The 22456-nt window shown below is 66.6% G+C and carries 23 protein-coding genes and 1 pseudogene; 13 read left to right on the forward strand and 11 right to left on the reverse strand.

Features of this window, described 5'->3' with window-relative positions:
* The first annotated feature begins 4 nt into the window (after positions 1-4).
* From JZ791_RS27575 to JZ791_RS27585, 3 genes are all read left to right on the forward strand, one after another.
* Positions 5-850 (forward strand): helix-turn-helix domain-containing protein, encoded by an 846-nt coding sequence (locus tag JZ791_RS27575; protein ID WP_216898188.1) that lies wholly within the window; start codon positions 5-7, stop codon positions 848-850.
* A 115-nt stretch (positions 851-965) separates the two neighbouring features.
* Entirely contained in the window at positions 966-1997 is a 1032-nt protein-coding gene (locus JZ791_RS27580; protein WP_216898190.1) for an alpha/beta hydrolase, read from the forward strand.
* 13 nt (positions 1998-2010) lie between these two features.
* The gene (locus JZ791_RS27585) at positions 2011-2763 is read left to right on the forward strand and encodes a class I SAM-dependent methyltransferase (protein WP_216898223.1); all 753 of its coding nucleotides are present in this window, start codon (positions 2011-2013) and stop codon (positions 2761-2763) included.
* Positions 2764-2880: 117 nt separating this feature from the next.
* Here the strand turns inward: JZ791_RS27585 and JZ791_RS27590 are convergent, their stop codons facing one another.
* Together JZ791_RS27590 and JZ791_RS27595 are read right to left on the reverse strand one after the other, a co-directional pair.
* Positions 2881-3279: a nuclear transport factor 2 family protein gene (locus JZ791_RS27590; RefSeq protein WP_216898192.1), complete on the reverse strand. Its 399-nt coding sequence runs from the start codon at positions 3277-3279 to the stop codon at positions 2881-2883.
* Entirely contained in the window at positions 3276-3830 is a 555-nt protein-coding gene (locus JZ791_RS27595; protein WP_216898194.1) for a peroxiredoxin-like family protein, read from the reverse strand. The genes JZ791_RS27590 and JZ791_RS27595 overlap by 4 nt, the downstream gene beginning before the upstream one ends.
* Positions 3831-3901: 71 nt before the next feature.
* Between JZ791_RS27595 and JZ791_RS27600 the strand changes: the two genes are divergently transcribed.
* The 3 genes from JZ791_RS27600 (at position 3902) to JZ791_RS27610 (ending at position 6394) form a co-directional block, all read left to right on the forward strand.
* Positions 3902-4513: a TetR/AcrR family transcriptional regulator gene (locus JZ791_RS27600; RefSeq protein ID WP_216898196.1), complete on the forward strand. Its 612-nt coding sequence runs from the start codon at positions 3902-3904 to the stop codon at positions 4511-4513.
* 89 nt (positions 4514-4602) lie between these two features.
* On the forward strand, positions 4603-5019 hold the full coding sequence (locus JZ791_RS27605; RefSeq protein ID WP_216898198.1) for a VOC family protein: 417 nt from the start codon (positions 4603-4605) through the stop codon (positions 5017-5019).
* A gap of 94 nt (positions 5020-5113) precedes the next feature.
* On the forward strand, positions 5114-6394 hold the full coding sequence (locus tag JZ791_RS27610) for a serine/threonine-protein kinase (protein WP_216898199.1): 1281 nt from the start codon (positions 5114-5116) through the stop codon (positions 6392-6394).
* Between the two features lie 13 nt (positions 6395-6407).
* On the opposite strand, the gene JZ791_RS27615 is transcribed toward JZ791_RS27610, so the two are convergent.
* The 5 genes from JZ791_RS27615 to JZ791_RS27635 form a co-directional block, all read right to left on the reverse strand.
* Positions 6408-6785, reverse strand: a complete 378-nt coding sequence (locus JZ791_RS27615) for a DUF4189 domain-containing protein (RefSeq protein ID WP_216898201.1) — start codon at positions 6783-6785, stop codon at positions 6408-6410.
* Between the two features lie 207 nt (positions 6786-6992).
* Complete coding sequence (locus JZ791_RS27620) at positions 6993-7970, reverse strand: sigma-70 family RNA polymerase sigma factor (protein WP_216898203.1); 978 nt, start codon at positions 7968-7970, stop codon at positions 6993-6995.
* A gap of 152 nt (positions 7971-8122) precedes the next feature.
* Positions 8123-9100, reverse strand: a complete 978-nt coding sequence (locus tag JZ791_RS27625; protein ID WP_216898204.1) for an aldo/keto reductase — start codon at positions 9098-9100, stop codon at positions 8123-8125.
* A 166-nt stretch (positions 9101-9266) separates the two neighbouring features.
* Complete coding sequence (locus JZ791_RS27630) at positions 9267-10913, reverse strand: acyl-CoA synthetase (protein ID WP_216898205.1); 1647 nt, start codon at positions 10911-10913, stop codon at positions 9267-9269.
* Positions 10914-11079: 166 nt separating this feature from the next.
* Complete coding sequence (locus JZ791_RS27635) at positions 11080-12117, reverse strand: LLM class F420-dependent oxidoreductase (protein WP_216898225.1); 1038 nt, start codon at positions 12115-12117, stop codon at positions 11080-11082.
* A 175-nt stretch (positions 12118-12292) separates the two neighbouring features.
* Between JZ791_RS27635 and JZ791_RS27640 the strand changes: the two genes are divergently transcribed.
* From JZ791_RS27640 to JZ791_RS27660, 5 genes are read left to right on the forward strand one after another with little or no spacing between them, the layout of a single operon-like run.
* Positions 12293-13291 carry a Zn-ribbon domain-containing OB-fold protein gene (locus JZ791_RS27640; protein WP_216898207.1) on the forward strand — a complete coding sequence of 333 codons (999 nt, stop codon included), beginning with the start codon at positions 12293-12295 and terminating at the stop codon, positions 13289-13291.
* 41 nt (positions 13292-13332) lie between these two features.
* Entirely contained in the window at positions 13333-14391 is a 1059-nt protein-coding gene (locus JZ791_RS27645) for a thiolase family protein (protein WP_216898226.1), read from the forward strand.
* Positions 14388-15554: a thiolase family protein gene (locus tag JZ791_RS27650; RefSeq protein WP_216898209.1), complete on the forward strand. Its 1167-nt coding sequence runs from the start codon at positions 14388-14390 to the stop codon at positions 15552-15554. The genes JZ791_RS27645 and JZ791_RS27650 overlap by 4 nt, the downstream gene beginning before the upstream one ends.
* Positions 15551-16432: a TIGR03619 family F420-dependent LLM class oxidoreductase gene (locus JZ791_RS27655; protein ID WP_216898211.1), complete on the forward strand. Its 882-nt coding sequence runs from the start codon at positions 15551-15553 to the stop codon at positions 16430-16432. The genes JZ791_RS27650 and JZ791_RS27655 overlap by 4 nt, the downstream gene beginning before the upstream one ends.
* Positions 16432-16854 carry a nuclear transport factor 2 family protein gene (locus JZ791_RS27660; protein WP_216898213.1) on the forward strand — a complete coding sequence of 141 codons (423 nt, stop codon included), beginning with the start codon at positions 16432-16434 and terminating at the stop codon, positions 16852-16854. The genes JZ791_RS27655 and JZ791_RS27660 overlap by 1 nt, the downstream gene beginning before the upstream one ends.
* Positions 16855-16925: 71 nt before the next feature.
* On the opposite strand, the gene JZ791_RS27665 is transcribed toward JZ791_RS27660, so the two are convergent.
* Positions 16926-18164, reverse strand: coding sequence for a cytochrome P450 (locus JZ791_RS27665; protein WP_216898228.1), 1239 nt, complete (start codon positions 18162-18164; stop codon positions 16926-16928).
* A 157-nt stretch (positions 18165-18321) separates the two neighbouring features.
* Between JZ791_RS27665 and JZ791_RS27670 the strand changes: the two genes are divergently transcribed.
* On the forward strand, positions 18322-19491 hold the full coding sequence (locus JZ791_RS27670) for a steroid 3-ketoacyl-CoA thiolase (RefSeq protein ID WP_216898215.1): 1170 nt from the start codon (positions 18322-18324) through the stop codon (positions 19489-19491).
* Positions 19492-19899: 408 nt separating this feature from the next.
* On the forward strand, positions 19900-20316 hold the full coding sequence (locus tag JZ791_RS27675) for a helix-turn-helix domain-containing protein (RefSeq protein WP_011207048.1): 417 nt from the start codon (positions 19900-19902) through the stop codon (positions 20314-20316).
* A 317-nt stretch (positions 20317-20633) separates the two neighbouring features.
* On the opposite strand, the gene JZ791_RS27680 is transcribed toward JZ791_RS27675, so the two are convergent.
* The 3 genes and pseudogenes from JZ791_RS27680 to JZ791_RS27690 form a co-directional block, all read right to left on the reverse strand.
* Positions 20634-21641, reverse strand: a complete 1008-nt coding sequence (locus JZ791_RS27680; protein ID WP_216898217.1) for a hypothetical protein — start codon at positions 21639-21641, stop codon at positions 20634-20636.
* Between the two features lie 19 nt (positions 21642-21660).
* A complete protein-coding gene (locus JZ791_RS27685) occupies positions 21661-22170 on the reverse strand; it encodes an ImmA/IrrE family metallo-endopeptidase (protein ID WP_216898219.1) in 510 nt (169 codons plus the stop codon).
* An 88-nt stretch (positions 22171-22258) separates the two neighbouring features.
* Positions 22259-22456: pseudogene (locus tag JZ791_RS27690) on the reverse strand (hypothetical protein); the annotation flags it as partial.

The following is a 22456-nucleotide window of genomic DNA, read 5'->3' on the forward strand; positions in this document are numbered from 1 at the left end:
CAGCATGCCTGTCGTCCCGGCGCTACTGGCCGGAGTGGCGGTGGATATCGCCACTCCGCCGCCCTCGACTCGCCTGGCCGGGGTGAGTATGGCCGGGTTTCACAGCAAGGCAGCACAGGCGGCCGAGCTTCGGATAGTCCCCCATCCGGCACTCACGATATTCCTCGATTTCGGCGACGCGGTACTGGTCGACGACGTCAGCGGCGAGCGCAGGCACGGCGCCATCGCCATGGGTCTCGCACCCGCGGGAATCCGAGGATCCGGGCGCAATGTCGACCTGCTCCAGGTGCGGCTGTCCCCTCCGGTCGCGCATGCGGCGCTGGGAGCCTGTGCGGAGTTGGGCGGGTCGGTGGTCGCACTCGAAGATCTCTGGGGGCGCGAGGCCGGGCGAATCCTGGAACGGTTGCACGCCGCCGGATCCTGGGACGAGCGGTTCGCGATCGCGCGGGCCGCACTCCTCGAGCGATGCGCCGCGGGTCGGACGGTGGATCCGGAGGTCGCCCACGTCTGGCGGCAGATCATGACCAGCCGCGGACAGGTCCGGGTCGAGCATCTGGCAGACGAGGTGGGCTGGAGCCGCAAGCGGCTGTGGTCCCGCTTCGGCTCCCAGATCGGTCTCACGCCCAAACGCGCCGCGACGCTGGTTCGTTTCGATCATGTGGCGCATCGTCTCGCCGCGGGCCAGCGTGTCGCTGCGGTGGCGGCGGACAGTGGCTTCGTCGATCAATCACACCTCAATCGTGACGTCATGACGTTCGCCGGCATGACACCCACTGCCGTGGCGGACGCACCGTGGCTGTCGATCGACGACATAGCCTGGGCCGCAATCGCACACACGTGCCGAGTGTGACCGGGGCATCGCTCGTGGGCGCGGAACATTTCTCCAATACTTTCGCCCGCGCGGCGACGACCCTGACAGATATGTCCGTTTACACGAATTCCGGCATCCGTCCCCGGAGGCCACGATGACCAGCAAGGCTCCGTTTCGCACCCGCATCCTGAGGGACGGCACGGACTGGGAGACCATCACCGAGGATCACCTGATCGCCCAGCGCGAGAAGGTCGATCGCCTGGCGTCCTCGCGGGCCGCGCGGATCGTCTCGGGGCTTCCGGACCGGCACGCCCGCATCGACGGCACGGCGATCGACCTCCCCGGGCGCCGCCTGACGCTGCGGGTACTCCGCCCGAAGACCGCTAACCATCCACTGCCACTGATCGTCTCGTTCCACGGTGGCGGATTCATCGGTGGCACCGCCGCGCAGAACGACTGGCTCAACAGCCATCTCGCGGCGCGCTGCCCGGCGGTGGTCGTCGCGGTGGAGTATCGCCTCGCCCCGCGGCATCCGCTACCGGAGCCGGTCGATGACGGCTACGACACGCTCGTCCGGTTGGTCGACGAGGCCGCTGCATGGGGCATCGACCCGAATTCCGTTGCGGTCGTGGGTGAAAGCGCCGGGGGCATGATCGCGGCGCTCATCGCACTGCGGGCCCGTGCGGACGGCCCGGCGCTGCGAGCCCAAGTCCTGAACTATCCGGCGACGGACTGGACCGACACCGCGACCGACTACCCGTCGATCACCGAGAACGCCGACAACCCCACGCTCCCGCTGTCCAAGTTGCGCGCCGCGCGGCGGCTGAGCCTGCCGCCGAACCTCGACCCGCGCAGCGTCTCTCCGCTGAAGTTCGACGATCTCGGCGGTCTGCCACCGACATTGGTCGTCACCGCCGAATTGGATCCCGTCGCCGATCACGGACGGCGTTACGTCGAACGGCTCCGCGAGGACGGCACCGACGCCCGCCTGTCCTGCTATCCGAGGGCCACCCACGTATTCCTCAGCACCCCCGAGCTGGTCCCGGCCGCCCGGCCCGCGCGCCGGGAGATCCTCGGGTTCCTGCGCGGGCACCTGCATTCGGCCGTTCCGGAATACCCCGGCAACACAAGACGTTCCGCGAAATTCGCGACCGAGAAAGCACTACCGCGAGGCGACAATGAGTGATGTAACAATCGAATTGCACCGCCGCAAAGGCGATTACGGGATCGACGGGGACTTCGAGAAGATTTCGGCAGGATGGGTGCTCACGGGTGTCGCCGCGATCCTCGTTGCCCTCGTCGTGGCCACGGTGTGGACCCTCGCGGCAGGCCTGCTCATCACCGGGGTGATCATCGGCGTACTCACACTCGCTTTCATGTTCTTCCAGGGCACATATCTGTGGACGACACTGATCGGCAAGTTCCGAGTGTGGGCGCGGATACTCGGCAACCTGCGGCTGCGCGGCGATGAACAGGTGCTGGACCTCGGCTGCGGGCGCGGTGCACTGCTGCTCACGGTCGCCCAACTGCTACCCCGAGGTCGGGCGGTCGGCATCGATCTGTGGACCGCCGACCAGAGCGGCAACAGCCCCGAGGCCACCCTGCGCAATGCCGACCTCGAGGGCGTGGCCGACCGCATCGAACTGCACACCGGCGACATCACCACCCGACTACCGTTCGCCGACAACACCTTCGACCTGATCCTCAGCAGCCTGGTAGTACACAACATCCCCTCCGCCGAGGGCCGTCGCGCCGCCATAGACGAGGCCGTCCGAGTCCTACGCCCGGGTGGCCGCATAGTCATCGCGGACCTCCTCCACACCGCCCGATACGCCACCCGCCTGCAAGAACTAGGACTGACCGACATCCACCGCCGCAACCTCGGCCCACACATGTGGTGGGGCAGCCCCCTACTCGCCACCCGACTAGTCACGGCGACCAAGCCCACCTGACCCAACCGAGAACCGGCCTCGAGCTCCATTCTGCCGACCCATTCGCCGGAAACCCGCATTCTTCGGCCGGAGAATGGAGCAGGAGGCCGGGCAACGCTATTAGTCCGCGCCGGGAAATCACGACACGGTTCGGGTGCATTGATCGATCGCGCTGATGCGGCCGTCGTCGGCGAGGCGGCCGAACAGGTAGACCTCGGTGGAGATCGTGGCGCCGGTGCGCATGGTGGCGGCCAGGGTGTAGCGGGCGGAGATTCGGTCGCCCGAGAGGAGTGCCTCATGCACGTCGACGTGCAGTGTGCTGGCGTTTCTGCGGGCCGGGCGGACGTGATCGATCAATCGCTGTCGCTCCAGTGGCAGACCGTCGTTGCGGAAGGTGAATCCGGGGGCGAACCAGCGATCCATCACGTGGCCGGGTTCGTCGTCCCCGAACGCCATCTGTTCGGGATAGCGGATCAGGAAGTCGATGAGGTCTGCTTCGGTGCGCAAGGGATTGCGATCGGGGGTGGGCGCGCTCATCGAACCGTCCGTTCCGCTGGGACCTGCGTGAGCAGTTCGTCGACCGACCACTGGTCGTCGGCATGTGCGCCGTGCTTGGCCGCCAGGACCTTGCCATCGGAAGCGATCAGGTAGTCGGCGGGCAGTCCGAATCTGCCGCCTTCCGGATTGCGGGGTGGCATCGGCCGGGCCTCGTACCGCACAGCCCGCAGCTCCTGCGTTACGCCGCGCGCGATGGCCGACCAGGCGTGCGGATCGAGCAGTGCCTGAGCCCCGGATTCGACGCCGAACTCCCGATACAGCACATGGTCCGGATCCGCGATCACGTGCAGCGGAAGGTCGGCAGTGTACTTTCGCAATTCCATTGCACTGGAATGAAATACGACCACCTCGGTGATTCCGGCCCCGATGATCTCGCGATGACGCGACACGATCGAACGTAGGTGCAGACTGCATACCGGACAACCCGCGAAGCGGCGAAATTGCAGATGGATCAGGCGATCCGGATCGGGAATGGGCACCTCGACCCCCTCGATCGTGGTCAGAACTCGGGCGGACACCGTGGACAACATGTTTTTCCCTTTCGTAGGAGTACTCCGTACGCCTACGTCCAGTATGCGCGTATCTTGTACGCTGTCAATCCATGCCGCGCCCCCGCTCGCTGACCACCGACGACCTCGCCGCCGCCGCCCTGACGGTGATCGATCGGGACGGGCTGTCCGCACTCACCATGCGGTCGGTCGCGAAGGAACTGCGGATGGCCACGATGGCGCTGTACCGATACGTCACGGATCGCGACCAATTGGAGATCCTGGTCGCCAATCGGATTCTCGATCCGCTCGACGTGTCGATCCCCCCGAATCCCGATTGGCGCGAGCGTGCCGCGATCCTGCTCGACCGCGTCCGCGTCACCGCCTCGGCGCATCCCGCGGCGATACCACTGACGCTGAAACATCGCCAGGCATCGCCACCGACCATGCACTGGATCGAGGCGATGCTGACCGTCCTGACCCACGCCGGATTCACCGGCCGAGACCGGGTCGTCGCCCAGCGCACGATGATCGATTTTCTGCTCGGATTCCTGCAGAACGAGCACTACGCCTCGATCACCGGCTACGGAACCGCCACGCTCGCGCAGGCCCCCGGCGACGAATTCCCCCTCCTGGCACAGACCGCGACCGAGGCGCACACCATGTCCGCCGATGACGAATTCCACAGCGGCGTCGCCGTCATCCTGCGCGGCCTGGCGCCCTGAACGAAATCCGCAATCATCCGATGAGTTTCGGCCGTTCGGATCGTCGGTATCCGTGACAACCGTTCGTCTGTCCGGGTGGAGGATCGCCGATGGCCAGCAAGATGATCTTCGTCAACCTTCCTGTGGATGATCTGGACAGGTCGAAGCGGTTCTACGAGGCGCTGGGGTGGACGGTGAACAGAAATTTCACCGACGACAACGCCGCATGCGTGGTGGTCGACGACAACATCTGCCTGATGCTGCTGATCAAGCCGTTCTTCGAGACCTTCACCCGGCGCCCGATCGCCGACACCATCGGCACGACAGGATCGATCTACGCGCTGTCGCTCGGCAGCGCCCGCGAGGTCGACGATCTCACCTGCGCCGCCCTGGGCGCCGGCGGCACCGAGGAGATCGACGCGGACAAACGCGCACAGGAACGCCAAGTCGGAATGTACGGCCGCACCTTCGTCGACCCGGACGGCCACCACTGGGAGCCGTTCTGGATGAACTACCCGCGCAACTGATTCCGCGACGACGAGCGCCGTCGATTGCGCTAGATTCTCGTGACGTCCGCAACACTGTCAGGGGTGGGGCTCATGCGTGATCGGGAGGGACGTAGTGCGATTGCAGCCGGGTGCTGTATTTGCTGGATTCACCGTCGAGCGGATGCTCGGGGCGGGTGGTATGGGCACGGTGTATCTGGCCCAGCAGCCGCGATTAGGACGGCGGGTGGCACTGAAGGTACTCACCGAAACCTTCGGCCTGGATCCGAAGACGCGCTCCGCCTTCGACCGCGAGGCGGCCGTCGCCGCGAGGCTCGATCACCCGAATATCGTCCCGGTCTACGATCGTAGCCCTGCCGGCGATCCGTCCCTGTGGTTGACGATGCGCTATATCGACGGCGGTGACGTGGCCACACTGCTGGACGTCAATCCGGGCGGGCTGGCGCCCGCACGGGCGATACGGATACTCGCCGACGCCGCGCGGGCACTGGATTACGCGCATGCGCAGGGTGTGCTGCACCGGGATGTGAAACCGGCGAATCTGCTGATCGACAACGATCAGCGCCATGGCGAGCGCGCGGTGCTCACCGATTTCGGCATCGCCCGCACCCTCGACGACACGGTCACTATGTCCGGCATCGCCGTGAGCTTCGCCTACGCCGCACCGGAGAGGTTCACCAGCGCGGACTCCGATCATCGCGCCGACATCTACTCACTGGGCTGCACACTGTTCCAACTGCTGACCGGGCAACCGCCGTTCCCGCGCAAGGATCAAGCGGCGGTGGTCGGCGCACACCTGACGGCGCCCCCGCCCGCGCCCCGCGACGTGCGACCGGAACTCCCGGCCGAACTCGATGCTGTGATCGCCACCGCGCTGGCCAAGGCCCCGCAGGAGCGATATTCCAGCTGCCTGGCCCTCGCCGAGGCCGCGACACAGGCTCTCTACCCTTCCGAGGAGGTCTCGCCCACTGTCCGCGCGACGATTTCGCTGGTACCACTGCATATCGATGCGACGCCACGACGCCGGGCGACCAAGGCCCCTGGTTCGGCTCGTCGCCGGATCGCGGTCGGCTCGGGACTGTTCCTGGCCGCGGCCGGTCTGACCGTCGGCATCATCTCAGCGACGCACGGCCACTCCGGATCCGCCACGAGGACGCCGTCGCTGACCGTTGCGCCACAACAGATTACGTCGACGGCCCCACCGATCCGGCACAGCAGCCCGCTCGCCTCGCCACCGCCGGCCGACACCTCGCTGGCTACGGCCGAACAGCCCGCCACAGAGCAGCCCACCGAACAATCACAACCCAGGGGCACCACCGCACCGCCGCAGGGCCACACCTTCTTCCAGCCACCGCCGGTGGTTCCCCAGACGCGGTCGTTCCAGTGGAACGGGTGAGACCAGGTCGTGCTCATCGGGCATTCGAGGTGCAGATGGTGTCCAAGACGAACGCCGGCTTCGTTACCGGGGTGACCGGCGGGCTCATGGACTCGAACAGTTTCGCCTCACGTTCCGCAGCAACAGCCGTGACACCGGCCCCGACAAAGTAAACGGGCCCGGTAGTCAACAGCTTCCGTGCGTCGCGCTCAACAACCGACGCACACGCGTTTTGCACCCGCGCCTTGATGCGACAGAGGAACGGGTCCCCGTGATCGCACGCTCGCAGAGCAGCCTCGTCTGCTGCGATCTGGGTCGGATAGTCGGTCGCCTCGCCGACCTGGTCACTCCCCACGGCGATGGCTGCGTACAAACTGCCCGCCGCGTGCGCGGTCCCGGCCGCGATGACCATGAGCAACCCAGCGCACGCAATCACTATGGCCAGTAAGGACTTTCCCGACAACATCGATGAACCCCCGCAATCGAAAACCGTATCGGGCGATCATTGCGGCAATCCTGCCGACTGTCCACCCTCAGCAGCTCGGCGCGATGCGTAGCCCGCGCCGAGCTCTTCACTCCAGGCAGATTCGGCGACAGTCCAACGAGTCTCGACGTGTGACTAAACCCGCAGCTCCGGTGGCAGGCCGAACAGGGGGAACAGGCGTTCGGTGTCGAGGAAGAAATTCAGCCCGCTGATAGTGCTGCCCTCGAATTCGAGCACGACCACTGCCCACGGCGTGAACACATCGGGCTGCTCGCTGGGCTTGTACTGACCGAAGGCGGGCAGGCCGTTGGCGCCCTCGAGGGGGATCAGGTGGGAACCGCGGCAGGCGGAGGGGCCGGGGCTGGTCATGAAGGCGGCGACGTCGGCGGGGCCGCGGACCCAGAGTGGCAGTGGCGGCATCGAGAACGTGACGTCGTGTTTGAGCAGGGCGGTCAGGGCGTCCATGTCGTATGCCTCGAAGGCCTTCACGAAGCCGTCGACGAGTTTGCGCTGTTCGGCGTCGGACTCGTCGTAGCCGCCCTCACCGGGCTGCACCTTGGACATCGTCGCTCGGGCGCGCTGCAGGGCGCTGTTGACCGAGGCCGGGGACATGGTGAGCATGTCGGCTGTCTCGCTGGCGGAGAAGCGCAGCACCTCGCGCATGATCAGGATCGCCCGCTGACTGGCCGGAAGATGCTGCACCGCGGCCACGAACGCCAGGCGCAGCGAATCTTTCGCGGTGGCGTGCTCGGCGGGGTCGGCGCCGAAGGCCAGGCCGTTGGGGATCGGCTCGACCCACACGTAGTCGGGTTCCGGCGGGGGGATCGGGCTGTCTGGACGGGACGGGCCGGACAGGTCCATCGGGCGGGCCCGGCGCTGCGGGCCGTCGAGCATGTCCAGGCAGACGTTGGTGGTGATCTTGTAGAGCCAGGAACGCAGGCTGGCCCGGCCCTCGAACGAGTCGTACGCCTTCCACGCCCGGGTGAACGCCTCCTGCACGGCGTCCTCGGCCTCGAACGACGATCCCAACATGCGGTAGGCGTAAGCGCACAGCTCCCGCCGGTACCCCTCGAACTGCTGCAGCACCTCGTCTATGGAACGCGACTCACTCATATCGGCTCCCGTCAGCGCTCTGCCGCGTATCTGATTCGTTGATTCATGCCCACACTGTGACACAGGGCACCGACAAGTAGACACCCCCGAAATCGGGGCATCCGCGACTCAAACGTGACATACGCCACTTCCGCGACGTGAGGTCCGCCCCGCTAGGAACCCGACCGAGCCGTCCCGTGCGCGGCGAACGATTGCCGGTCACCCGCCCACGCCTCGGCACGCACGATCTTCTCCAACTCGGCGAGATCATCGGCGCTCAACTCGACCGCCGCGGCCGCCGCGTTCTCCACGATCCGCCCGGCCCGGCGACTGCCGGGAATCGGCACGACGTCCGGTCCCTGCGCCAGCAGCCAGGCCAGCGCCAACTGTCCGGCCGAAATACCCAGCCGCCCAGCGAACTCACGCAGCGCGGTGACCTGCGCCAGATTGCTCGCCAGGTTGTCACCGGTGAATCGAGGATCGTTCCGGCGAAAATCACTGCTCGCGACGGTATCGGAATCCAATGTCGCGGTGAGCAGTCCGCGTCCGAGCGGGCTGTAGGGCACCAGGGCGATACCGAGTTCGCGGGCGGCGGGCACGATATCGCCCTCCGGCTCACGCCACAGCATCGACCATTCGAACTGCACCGCAGCGATGGGATGCACCGCGGCCGCCTGCGCGATCTGCTCCGGCGTCGCCTCGGAGATCCCGATCTGCCGCACCTTGCCCGCGCGCACCAATTCGGCCATGGCACCGACGGTTTCGGCGATCGGCACCTCCGGATCGACACGATGCAGGTAGTACAGGTCGATCACATCCCGCTCGAGCCGAGCCAGCGAGGCATCGCAGAACTCGCGCACCCGCTCGGGCTTCGCGTCAAGGCCCACACCGGCATCGGTGCGCACGATGCCGAACTTCGTCGCCACGCGGACACTCTCGTCCGCGTCACGCAACGCCCGCGCGAGCAGCCGCTCGTTGTGCCCGCCGCCGTAGCTCTGCGCCGTATCGAAAAGCGTGATGCCCGAACCGATCGCCGTACGAATGGCGGCGATGGACTCGTCATCGTCGACAGAACCATAGCCCTGGGAGAACCCCATACATCCCAAGCCGATCGCGGAAACGGTCAGACCACCAAGTTTGCGTTGCTGCATGCACCCATCGTGGTCCGAGCCGGAAGGTCACACCAATAGGATTTCCGATCGGATCCATTCCTCCGCCGATGAATCCGAGGCCGAAGACCACAACCAGCAGCATGCCGAGGCGACGACCCGCTCGAGCAACTCGGGATGCCGGCGCAGCAACCCGAAAAATCATCCGTCACTTGGTGGTCGGCGCGTGCGCTTCCTCGTCGGCCGGACGCGACTCGGCGTGCGCGTGCGCCCACTTGTAGTCGGGCTTGCCCGCGGGCGAACGCTTGATCTCGTCCACGAACCACAGGCTGCGCGGCAGCTTGTAGGGCGAGATCTCCTGGGACAGCACCGGACGCAGGTCATCGAGCGTCGGCCGCACCGCGCCGCGACACTGCACCACCGCCGCCACCCGCTGACCCCAGCGCTCGTCGGCGACGCCGATCACCAACGCGTCGAAGACCTCCGGGTGACACTTGAGCGCGCCCTCGACCTCCTCCGGATAGATCTTCTCGCCGCCGGAGTTGATGCTGACCGAACCGCGGCCGAGCATCGTGACACTGCCGTCCTCCTCCACCCGCGCGAAATCGCCCGGGATGGAGTAGCGAGTGCCGTTGATCTCCTTGAACGTCGCGGCGGTCTTGACCGGGTCGTTGTAGTAGCCCAGCGGGATATGTCCCTTGCGCGCGAGAATGCCGACCTCGCCGGATCCGGGCTCGACCGGGTTGCCGTCCTCGCCCAGAACCTCGGTGGCGGTGTCGATCTTGACCCGGGGGCCGCCGGTGTGGTTGGCGCCCTTGGCCGCGACGGACAGCCCGCCGAATCCGGTCTCCGACGACCCGATCGAATCGGTGATCATCGTCGAGGGCAGATGCTCCATGAACTTGTCCTTGAGCGCCGGGGAGAACAGCGCCGCACTGCTGGCCATCGCCCACAGCACCGAATGCTTGTAGGGCTCACCGGTTTCCGGGTGCCCGGCCTCCAGCGCGTCCAGCATCGGCCGCGCCATGGCGTCGCCGGTGATGAAGATGAGGTTGACGTCGAATTGATCGATCGTCTGCCACACACCGTGCCCGGTGAACTCCGGCAGCATGATCGCCTTACCGCCGCCGAACAGGCTGTGGAACACCGCGGCCTGCGAACCACCGTGGATCAGCGGCGGGATCGGGAAGCGCACCATCTGCGGACTGCCCGCGCCGATCTTGGCCTGCTCCCATTCATCCTCGACGTATTCGCCGGTGACGAAGTTGATGCCGCCGCCGAGCACCCGCCACCAGTCCTCCTGACGCCACATCACGCCCTTGGGCATGCCGGTGGTACCGCCGGTGTAGATCATGAAGATGTCGTCGGTCGAGCGATCACCGAAATTCCGCTCGCCGGACGAAGCCGCCAGCGCCGCTTCGTATTCCACCGTGCCCTCGGCGGTCGGCGCATCGGTGCCGTCGTCCACCACGATGACCGTCTTCAGCAACGGGGTATTCGGCCGCACGCCGGCCACCTTGCCGGTGTAGCGACGCTCGTGGATGAGTGCGACCAAATCCGAGTTGTCGAAGATGTACTGCAGCTCGTTCTCGACATAGCGGAAGTTCACATTGACCATCACCGCCCGCGCCTTGAACACCGCGACCATGGCCTCCACGGCCTCGATCGTGTTGCGCGAGTAGATGCCGACCTTGTCGCCCGGCTTGACACCCTGTGCCTGCAAATAGTGCGCCAGGCGATTGGCCCGATCCTCCAGCTCGGCGTAAGTCACCGAGCGGGTGTCGTCGGCCAGCGCTACGCGCTCCGGCACGAGGTCGATGGCATGTTCGACTAGGTCCGCAATGTTGTGGGTCACACGACAAAAATAGAACGTGTTCCTACGGCTGACAAGTACTGATTTACGGGGTTCACTAAATACGTTCAGTCGACGGGAGAGCAGTGGACCGGCGGCGCGTCGCCCGCCCGGCTTCCGGGCGGGTACGACTCATACCCCGGCGTGAACCTCGCGTTCACCGTCCAAACTACCCCTGAATCAGCGGCGCCAACCTACGCATCTGCTGCACGTCCCGCACACCGACCAACAGCATGGTCACGCCCGCTTTCTCCCACACCGCGAGCTGCTCACGCACATGCGCCTCATCACCGATGATGGTGGTATCCAGGATCATCTGATCCGGCACAACAGCCGCGGCCTCATCCTTGCGGCCGGTGCGGAACAGGCGCGTGATTTCCTCGACCTCCTGGCCGTACCCCATGCGCCGGTACACCTCGGCGTGGAAGTTCACATCCTCGGCGCCCATACCGCCGATGTACAGCGCCATGAAGGGCCGCATCCGATCGAGTTCGCCGGATACGTCGTCGGTGAGGACCACCTGGGCGGTCGCGGCGATCTCGAAGTCCGCGCGCGATCGCCGCGCGCCCGCACGGGCGAATCCCTCGTCCAGCCAGGCGTTGTACATATCGGCCAGCCGCGGCGTGTAGTAGATGGCCAGCCAGCCGTCGGCGATCTCCGCGGTCAGCGACACATTCTTGGGCCCCTCGGCGCCCAGCCAGATCGGCAGATCCGCGCGCAGCGGATGGGTGATCGGCTTGAGTGGCTTGCCCAGACCGGTCGCGCCCTCGCCCTGGTAGGGCAGCGGATAGTGCGGTCCGGGGCTGGCCACCTTCGCCTCCCTGGCCAGCACCTGCCGAATCACCCCGACGTACTCGCGGGTGCGGGCCAGCGGCTTGCCGAACGCCTGCCCGTACCAGCCCTCCACCACCTGCGGCCCGGAAACTCCCAGTCCCAGGATGTGCCGCCCGCCGCTGAGATGATCCAGCGTCAGCGCCGCCATCGCGGTCGCGGTGGGCGTGCGTGCGGACAGCTGCACCACCGATGTGCCCAGCCGCACCCGCTGCGTCCGCGACCCGTACCAGGCCAGCGGCGTGAACGCATCCGAACCCCAGGACTCGGCGGTGAATACCGCGTCGAACCCGGTCTCCTCCGCGGCGACCACGAGTTCCTGCGCGTTGACAGGCGGCTGCGCGCCCCAGTATCCGAGCTGCAATCCGAACCGCATCATGTTCCTTTCGTCCGCGGCCCGCGCGCCGCATTTTTCCGCCCGCTCAGCGGGCTCATCCACCACTTCCGACGATCCGACGACCGCCAGTCTGCGGAGATTGGCCCGCGAACCGCTACTCTTGCCACCAGAATAAGAACCTGTTCTACTCGATATTGTGACCCAAGGGAACACCATGACCGGCACAATCGCGAAGGGAAGCGGTCCGGAATCGGAACCGGCTCCCGAAGTGCTCGCCGCAGAGCTGCGGATGACATTCGACTACACCCGATCGGTCGGCCCGACCATCGGCCGATTCCTGACCGGATTACGCGAGGGCCGCATCGTCGGCGTCCGCGGGTCCGATGGCCGGGTGATCGTGCCCCCGGCCGAATTCGATCCCGTCACCGCCGAGGCGCTGACCGACTTCATCGACGTGGCCGATGTGGGCACGGTACGAAGCTGGAGCTGGGTGGCCGAGCCACTGCCCGGACAGCCCTTCGACCGCCCGTTCGCCTGGGCGCTGATCCAGCTCGACGGCGCGGATACCAGCCTGCTGCACGCGGTCGACGTCGCTTCGCCCGAGCAGATCCACACGGGTTTGCGGGTACGGGCGCGCTGGGCGGGCGAGCGGACCGGAAGCATCCACGACGTCGCGGCCTTCGAGCCGGGCGAAACCTCCGCGCCGGCGAGTGCGTCCGGCGGCGACGCCGAACCGATCACCGGCATCGTCACCCCGATCGACCTGAGCTACAAACACACCGCGTCACCGCAGGAGACGGTGTTCCTGAAGGGAATCGCCGAGGGCCGCCTGGTGGGCGCCCGCGCGGGCGACGGCAAGGTGTACTTCCCGCCCCGCGGCGCCGATCCGCGCACCGGCGAGCCCACCGAGGATTACGTCGACCTGGTCGACACCGGGATCGTCACCACCTACTGCGTGGTCAACGTCCCGTTCCAGGGCCAGCGCATCAAGCCGCCCTACGTGGCCGCGTACGTGCTGCTGGACGGCTCGGACATCCCGTTCCTGCATCTGGTTCTGGGCATCGACCCCAGCGAGGTGCGCATGGGCATGCGGGTCAAGGCCGCGTGGAAACCCCGCGAGGAGTGGACGTACAACGGGCTGGACAACGTGTCCCACTTCGAACCCAGCGGCGAGCCCGATGCCCCGTACGAGACCTTCCAGCAGCATCTGTGAGAGGCGCTGAACATATGAACACAGCATCGCGAAGCGATTCCATGGGGGGTGGCGGCCGGGTGACGGGTGGGCGCGACAACGTAAACGACATCGCGGTCGTGGGTTTCGCCCACGCGCCGCACGTGCGGGAAACCTACGGCACCACCAACGGTGTCGAAATGCTCGCGCCCTGCTTCCACACGCTGTACGACAAGCTGGGCATCAAGGTGTCCGATATCGACTTCTGGTGCTCGGGATCCTCGGATTACCTGGCCGGACGCGCCTTCTCGTTCATCTCGGCGATCGACTCCATCGGCGCCGTGCCGCCGATCAACGAATCGCATGTGGAGATGGACGCGGCCTGGGCGCTGTACGAGGCGTGGGTGAAACTGCGCTCCGGGCAGGCGAAGACGGCGCTGGTATACGGCTTCGGCAAGGCCTCGGCCGGAACGCTGCGGCAGGTGCTGACCCTGCAGACCGATCCGTACGTGGTCGCGCCGCTGTGGCCGGACGCGGTCTCGATCGCCGGGCTGGCCGCCCGCGCCGGACTGGACAGCGGACGCTGGACCGAACGGGATATGGCCGCGGTCGGCTCGGCCGACGACGCCGAGACCGAGAAGCGTTTGGCCGCACCGTATGTGGCGAATCCTTTCCGCGAGCACGACATCGCGCCGATCACCGACGGCGCGGCCGCGATCGTGCTGGCCGCCGGTGACCGTGCGCGCGAGCTGTGCGAGCGCCCGGCCTGGCTGACCGGCATCGCGCACCGGATCGATACCCCAATGCTGGGTGCCCGCGATCTGGCCTCCTCCCCCTCGACCGCCGCGGCCGCCAAGGCCGCAACCGGCGGGGATGCAGGCGGATTCGATCTCGCCGAACTGCACGCGCAGTTCACGCACGAGGAGCTGATCCTGAAGCAGGCCATCGGCTTGAACGGCAAGACCCGCATCAACCCGTCCGGCGGCGCGCTGTCCGGGAATCCGATGTTCGCCGCGGGCCTCGAGCGAATCGGCTTCGCGGCCACCGAGATCATGAACGGCACCGCCGAGCGGGCCCTGGCGCACGCGTCGAGCGGCCCGGCGTTGCAGCAGAACCTTGTGGCTGTTCTGGAGGCGAAATGACAAACCTCGCAGCGGTGCTCGGCACCGGACAAACCCATCATGTGACGAAACGCTCCGACGTGTCGATGCCGGGCATGGTGCGTGAGGCCATCGATCGCGCGCTCGACGACGCGGAACTCACGATGGCCGACATCGACGCGGTCGTCGTCGGCAAGGCGCCGGACCTGTTCGAGGGCTCCATGATGCCCGAGCTGTTCATGGCAGATGCCCTGGGCGCCACCGGAAAGCCGCTCCTGCGCGTGCATACCGCGGGCTCGGTCGGTGGCTCGACCGGCATCGTGGCGACCAGCCACGTGCAGGCCGGAGTGCACGGCAAGGTCCTCGCGGTCGCGTGGGAGAAGCAGTCCGAATCCAATGCCATGTGGGCACTGTCGAATCCGGTCCCGTTCACCAAGCCGGTCGGCGCGGGCGCGGGCGGATACTTCGCACCGCATGTGCGCTCGTACATTCGGCGCGCCAACGCACCACTGCATATCGGCGCGACGGTCGCGGTGAAGGACCGGCTCAACGGATCTCGCAATCCGCTGGCCCATCTGCAGCAGGCCGATATCACCATGGAGAAGGTGCTGGGCTCCCAGATGCTCTGGGACCCCATCCGACTCGACGAGACCTGCCCATCCTCGGACGGCGCGTGCGCGATCGTGCTGGGCGACGAATCCTCCGCGCGGGCGGTCGAGTCGTCGGGTAAGAAGGTGGCGTGGGTGCACGGCACGGCCATGCGCACCGAACCGCTGGCCTACACCGGCCGCGATCAGGTGAGCCCGCAGGCCGGTCGGGATGCTTCGGCCGCGCTGTGGAAGCAGGCCGGGATCACCAACCCGCTCGAGGAGATCGACGCCGCCGAGATCTACGTACCCTTCTCCTGGTTCGAGCCGATGTGGCTGGAGAACCTGGGCTTCATGCCCGAGGGCGAGGGCTGGAAGCTGACCGACGCCGGGGAGACCCGCATCGGCGGCAAGCTGCCGGTCAATCCGTCCGGTGGCGTGCTGAGTTCCAACCCGATCGGCGCGTCGGGCCTGATCCGGTTCGCCGAATCCGCCAAACAGGTGATGGGCCGGGCCGGCGACTACCAGGTGGACAACGCCCGCAAGGCGTTCGGCCACGCGTACGGCGGTGGGTCGCAGTACTTCTCGATGTGGGTGGTCGGGAGCGAGCGCCCATGAAGTTCACCCTCGGCATCGCCCTGAGCCCACTCGAACAACTTCCCGCGTTGGCGAAAACGGCTGAGGAGTGCGGCTTTTCGAGTATCGCACTGCCGGATTCGCTGTTCTACATGGAATCCCAGTCCGAGAAGTACCCGTACACCCCCGACGGCAGCCGCTTCTGGACACCGGACACCCCGTGGGTGGATCCGCTGATCGGAGCCGCCTCGATGGCGGCGGTCACCAGCCGGATCCACTTCTACACCAACGTGTTGAAGCTCGGTTCGCGCAATCCACTGCTGCTTGCCAGGCAGGTGGGATCGATCGCGGCCATGAGCGGCAACCGGTTCGGCTTCGGCGTCGGCATCGGCTGGGCCCCCGAGGAATTCGAGTGGTGCGGGGTGCCCTACGCCCGCCGCGGCGCGCGGGTCGACGAGATGATCGAGGTCATCAAGCTCGTCCTGGGCGGCGGTATGGTCGAATTCCACGGTGAATTCTACGATTTCGACAAGCTGCAGATGAGCCCGGCGCCGTCGGTTCCGGTGCCGTTCTACATCGGCGGGCACACCGGCCCCGCGCTGCGGCGGGCGGCCAAGGTCGGCGACGGCTGGACCTCGGCCATGATGAAATACGACGACATCGTCTCGACGATCGCCGAACTCACCAGGCTGCGTACCGAATACGGGCGCTCCGCCGATCCGTTCGAGATCCAGGTGGTCTGCATCGACCGGTTCGGCCGCTCGGGTTACCAGCAGCTGGCCGAGGCCGGGGTCACCGACAGCATCGTGGTGCCGTGGGTCTTCGACGGGCTGGGCTTCGATGCCGAGCTGAGCGCCAAACAGGATTCACTGCGCCGCTTCGCCGAGCAATACATCGCCGAACCGATCGGAGTGGGGTAATGACCACGACCACCGATCACCCGGCGCGCATCGCCGGGCGGGCCTCACAGGACGCGGTGCGCGCCCGGGACAAGGCCGCGTGGCTGGACCTGTTCGCCGCCGACGGCATCGTCGAGGATCCGATCGGGCCCTCGGTGTTCTCCCCCGACGGCTCCGGACATCGCGGCCGCGAGGCGATCTCGGCGTTCTGGGACAAGGCGATCGCGCCCACGGAGTCGATCGAGTTCGTCTTCGGCGACTCCTTCGCCTGCGGTAGCGAGATCGCCTTCACCGGGCTCATCCGCACCCGCATCGGCGGCCAGGTGATCGACGCCGAGGGCGTGTTCACCTACCGGGTCGACGCGGCGGGCAAGATCGCGGCGCTGCGCGCGTTCTGGGAGACCGACCGGGCGGTGAAGACCATGCGGCCGGATCAGGCGTGAATCCGGCGTAACGCATCGGCACGAAAGAGGGCGGGTACCGAACCGGTACCCGCCCTCCGTCGTCTCCGGAGCTAGTGTGCGCCCGGGGTGTAAGCCACAGGGAACTCCTTGAGCCCGTTCAACCACCCCGAGTGCAGCCGCGTGGGGTCACCCAGGCGGCTGATGTCGGGCAGGTGGTCGGCGATCGCGTTGAAGATCAGGTCGATCTCCAGGCGGGCCAGGTTGGCGCCGATGCAGAAGTGCGCGCCGGTGCCACCGAAGGCCAGGTGCGGGTTGGGGTCCCGAGTGATGTCGAAGGCGAACGGATTGTCGAACACCTCCTCGTCGAAGTTGGCCGAGCGGTAGAGCATCACCACGCGCTGGCCCTTCTTGATCTGCACACCGGCGAGTTCGGTGTCCTCGAGCGCGGTGCGCTGGAACGAGCTCACCGGGGTGGCCCACCGGATGATCTCGTCGGCCGCGGTGGCGGGCCGCTCCCGCTTGTAGAGCTCCCACTGGTCCGGGTTCTCCAGGAACGCGACCATGCCGTGCGAGATGGCATTGCGCGTGGTCTCGTTGCCGGCCACCGACAGCAGGATCACGAAGAAGCCGAACTCCTCCGAGGTCAGCGCCTCGCCATCGATATCGGCATTGACCAGCTCGGTCACGATATCGTTCGCCGGATTGGCCTTGCGTGCCTCGGACATCTGCCAGGCGTAGCCCAGGACCTCCATCGTCGCCGCCACGGGATCGGCGGTCGACTCGGGATCGTCGTACCCGGTCATATCGTTGGACCACTGGAACAGCTTCATCCGGTCGTCCTGCGGCACGCCGATCAGTTCGGCGATCGCCTGTAGCGGCAGCTCACAGGCCACCTGCGAGACGAAGTCGCCCGCACCGGATTTCGCGGCGGCCTCCACGATCGACTTGGCCCGCGAAGACAATTCGTCGCGCAGGCTGTTGACCGCGCGCGGGGTGAAGCCCTTGGAGATCAGCTTGCGCATCCGGGTGTGCTGCGGAGCGTCCTGGTTCAGCAGGATCACCCGCTGCATCTCGATCTTGTCGCGGGGGATGTCGTCGCTGAAGCGCGGGATCGCGGTGTTCTCGAAATTGGAGAACACATCGCTGCGCCGCGACACCTCCTTCACATCGGCGTGCTTGCTGACCACCCAGAAGCCGTCGTCATGGAAGCCGCTGACATCGGGTGACTGCGGGTTCCACCAGATCGGCGCACTGCGCCGTAACTCGGCGAGCTCCTCGGCCGGGACCTGATGGGCCCAGAGCTCCGGGTCGGTCACGTCGAACCCTTCGGGCAGGTTCGGTGCAGTCACTGCGTCTACCACCAGCTGACTCCTTCGGCTAACTGATTCGGCTAACTGAAACGTGTTCTACCTTCATTGCAGCATAGGTGGTATCAGTAGTAAAGAAGCCATTGTCGGCTCCTGCCCGCATCCACAGAACTTGTTTCAGTTTTACCGGAGGAACATCATGGGAACACCGGTCATCGTCGAGGCCGCACGCACCCCGGTCGGCAAGCGCAACGGCTGGCTGGCAGGCCTGCACGCGGCCGAACTGCTAGGCGCGGCACAGCAGGGCATCCTGGACAAGGCCCAGGTGGACCCGGCCTTGGTCGAGCAGGTCGTGGGCGGCTGTGTCATGCAGGTCGGCGAGCAGGGCAACAACGTCACCCGCACCGCGTGGCTGCACGCCGGGCTGCCCTGGACCAGCGGCGCGGTGACGATCGATAATCAGTGCGGCTCGGCACAGCAGGCCGTGGGCCTGGTCGCCGGCCTCATCGCCACCGACGCCATCGAGATCGGCCTCGGGTGCGGCATCGAGTCGATGAGCCATGTGCCCCTCGGCGCCAACGTCGGCGAGAACGCCGGACCGCGCCGCCCCGCGTCCTGGGATATCGACATGCCGAACCAGTTCGAGGCGGCCGAACGAATCGCCAAGCGGCGCGGCATCACCCGTGACGATGTGGACGAATGGGGCGAGCGCTCGCAGCGCCTCGCCGCACAGGCCTGGGCCGAGGGCCGGTTCGACCGCGAGGTGCTTACCGTCGCAGGAGCGCCCCAGGTGGACAAAGAGGGCAACCGCACCGGCGAGACCAAGGACGTCACCCGGGATCAGGGCCTGCGTGAGACCAACCGGGAGGGCCTGGCCAAGCTGAAGCCGGTGCTCGAGGGCGGCGTGCACACCGCCGGAACCTCCTCCCAGATCTCCGACGGCGCCGCCGCGGTGCTGCTGATGGACGAAAAGGTCGCGCGGCACAGGGGTTTGCGCCCGCGCGCCCGCATCGTCACGCAGTGCCTGGTCGGCGGTGAGCCGGAATTCCACCTGGATGGCCCCGTACAGGCTTGCCAGCGGCTGCTGGACAAGTCCGGTATGAGCATGGGCGATATCGACCTGTTCGAGATCAACGAGGCCTTCGCCTCGGTGGTGCTGTCGTGGGCGTCGGTGCACAAGCCCGATCTGGACCGGGTGAACGTCAACGGCGGCGCGATCGCGATCGGACATCCGGTCGGCAGCACCGGATCTCGGCTGATCACCACGGCTCTGCATGAACTCGAGCGCTCGGGTAAGAGCACCGCGATGGTCCTCATGTGCTGCGGTGGCGCATTGGCCACAGGCACTATCATCGAGCGGATAGGGTAACTGTGCCATTGGCGTACATGTGCCATTCAAGATCAAGGGGTCTGGTACAAAGTGTGGCCTTATCTGCCCAGGTTGAACGTTCATCCCATGAATACCCCAAACGTGGCGTACGCCACACAATCCCCAGTACAGACAAGATCATGAGATGTCAGCTATTCGAGGGCAACTGAAGAGTCGTTTCCGACGACCCTTCCGACAGGCAAGAACCGGTCTCTACCAGCGGTTCCCGACAACCGTTGGGGTGGCCCGCAAACGACCCGGCCACCACCGGTTCGCGATCCGGGTACCTGGAAGCTTCAAGGAAATCCCGAATCAGGCGTAGGTTTTCAGTTACTCAGCCGCTAATATCAATGATACGTATCCGAGATAACGACTGTTAGTACAGCGAAGGGAATTGGGCGGCTCACAATGGCTGATTTCGCGGCGCGGCTGAACAAGCTGTTCGAAACCGTGCATCCCCCGGGGCGTAAGCCGCACACCAACGCCGAGGTGGCGGCTGCGCTGACGGCCTCCGGCCATCCGATCTCGAAACCGTATCTCTCACAGTTGCGGTCAGGACAGCGCACAAACCCCTCTGACGAGACGGTGGCCGCGCTGGCGAAGTTCTTCAAGGTCAAACCGGACTACTTCTTCAACGACATCTACGCGGCCAAGATCGATCATGATCTCGAGCTGTTGTCCCAGCTGCAGGGCTATGGACTCCGTCGTCTGTCGAGTAGGGCGTTCGATCTGTCGGAGGAATCGCAGAACCTCCTGACCTCGATGGCCGAGAAGCTTCGGGCGAGTGAGGGTCTACCCGAGATCCCGCCGGACGGCACGGAATAGGAAGTCCCCCAGGGCAACACAGTGCGGTGCCTCGGATTCGCACTGTGTTGCTTTTGGGCACCCGAAGCGAAGGGTCGCTTCGGTCTCAGTCATGCGCTCTTGACGGTATGAGTTCGAGATAACGACCCGGAGTGCTTCGGGCTTTTGTCATGTCCGGATATCGTCGCGGCCGATAGCGGACAACCGACAATGCGCCACCTCCGTTCTCGGAGTCGGCGTGCGGGAAACGACAATGTGATCTACAACGCCAAACCGGTCGGTTCGGCGAACGTTGAGCGTCCTATTCGGACCTTCCGGACATAAGGGTGCGCGCGGCGCTATACCGCCGGGGTTCCGCCGAGGGCGTCGAAGGCCCGGGCGATCGCCTGTACCCAGCCACGAGGACTCAGCCCCTGCGGCGGCGCGATCCACCGCGCATCGATGACGACATCACCGAGCGGGTTGTGCGCCCACCGGGCGACGCGTTCGGCGCGCTCGTCGGCGGACGTCGACGGCGTGCCGGCGGCCGCCAGCTCAACCCCGCCGCCGGACTGGATATACAGCGCGTCCATGATCTGCGCGACGTGGTCGGACGCCTTGAGCTGGCTGGTGGTCCCGGTCTGATCGTGCGCCACCACCTCCGGGAAGCGCTTGATCATGATCATGCGCAACGCGCGAATCCGCCGCAGCAGCACCCGCGCTCGCACCCACAGCTCGATCACGATCCACACCGCGCCGACCGCGATCAACAGGCTCGCCACCTGCCAGACCGGCCAGAACCAGCCCGCGTGGGACGGCCGGGCCGGCGGTTCGCCGAGGGCCAGACGTCGGATGGTCAGCACCGACAGCACGCCGACCCCGATGGTGCCGAAGGTGTAGAGGGCGATACCTCGGCCCAGTGCGGTCCAGTCCAGATTGCGCAGACCGGTGAGCGCGATGAACGCGCAGCCCAGCAGCGTCACGACCCAGCCGAACAGGACCGACCACAGCAGCGTCGCCACGATGGCGGCGATGCCGATGGCGTAGATCACCAGCGCGATCTGGCGCAGATTCCGCCGCGACACCACCGGCCAGGCCGCCGCGGCGACCACCGAGGTGGCGTCGGCGAACAGCAGCCATGCGGCCGCGACCATGCGATCGCCGAACATGGCGCCGTGAATGCCGTGCGGCAGCAGGTTGTCCAAGGCCAGGCTCACCTCGGGAATCGAGAACGTCGCGGCGGCCGCGACCGCCGCGACCGCGACCACGATCGCGACGCGCGCGGTGGTCGCCGGTTTCACCAGCACGCGCCCGACCCGCGCGCCCGCGGCCATCCAGACCAGCAGAGCTGTCAGCCAGAATGTCATGTCGTCCCCCTCAGCCCGGTCATCCGAGAGCCTCGTCGAACCTGAGCACCGAGACGCCCGCGCCCCGGTTACCGAAGACCCGCAGGCGGGTCATGAGCATATTGGCGAAGGTCTCGGCCTCCCACTCGGCCAACTCGTCCTCGCCGTCGTCGACGATCTGCTGATGTGCGCGCTGGCTGAGCATGTAGGCGATCAGGTCGTCGCTGGCCTCGAGCGTCACCTCCTGCGCCTCCTGGCCGGGGTGGTCGAAGATGATGTGCCCGAGCTCGTGGGCCAGCGTGTGTTCGCGACCCGGCAGCGCCTCGGCCAGCACGATCACGTCCCTGTCCGGATAGCTGCGCCGCTGACCGCAGACACCGGGCCCGAGCTGGGCGTTGGCGATCTCGATCGGGCGGCGGCGTTCGGCCGAGATCGCCAGCACGACCTCGTCGAGGTCGGTGGCGTCGAAGTCCGCGGCGACCGCGCAGACCGCGTCGACGGCGGCCGCGACGCGGCGATAGGAGCGGCCCTGGGTCCGGCTCTCGGTCATTTCGTCACCCCCCTCGAGCTGTGCCCGTCGGCGCGTGAACGCGGGGCATGCGTGATTATTCCGCGCCACCACCCGCGGCCCTGCCCGGTCATGCGCGAGGCCCGAAGAACTCGGCGCGCGCCGCATCGATACGAGCCTGTGCCGCCGAGGCGCTCTGGAAGCTGATCGCGCCGGAACCCGCCGCGGCCAAGGCCATGGCGATGATGCCGCCGATAACGGTCAGCACATTCGGCTTGGGCAGACCGGTATTGGCCGAGGTCGGACGCACATCCGGATTCGGCTGGGC

The organism is Nocardia alni (genome assembly GCF_019038435.1).
In the GTDB taxonomy this organism is placed as follows: domain Bacteria; phylum Actinomycetota; class Actinomycetes; order Mycobacteriales; family Mycobacteriaceae; genus Nocardia; species Nocardia alni.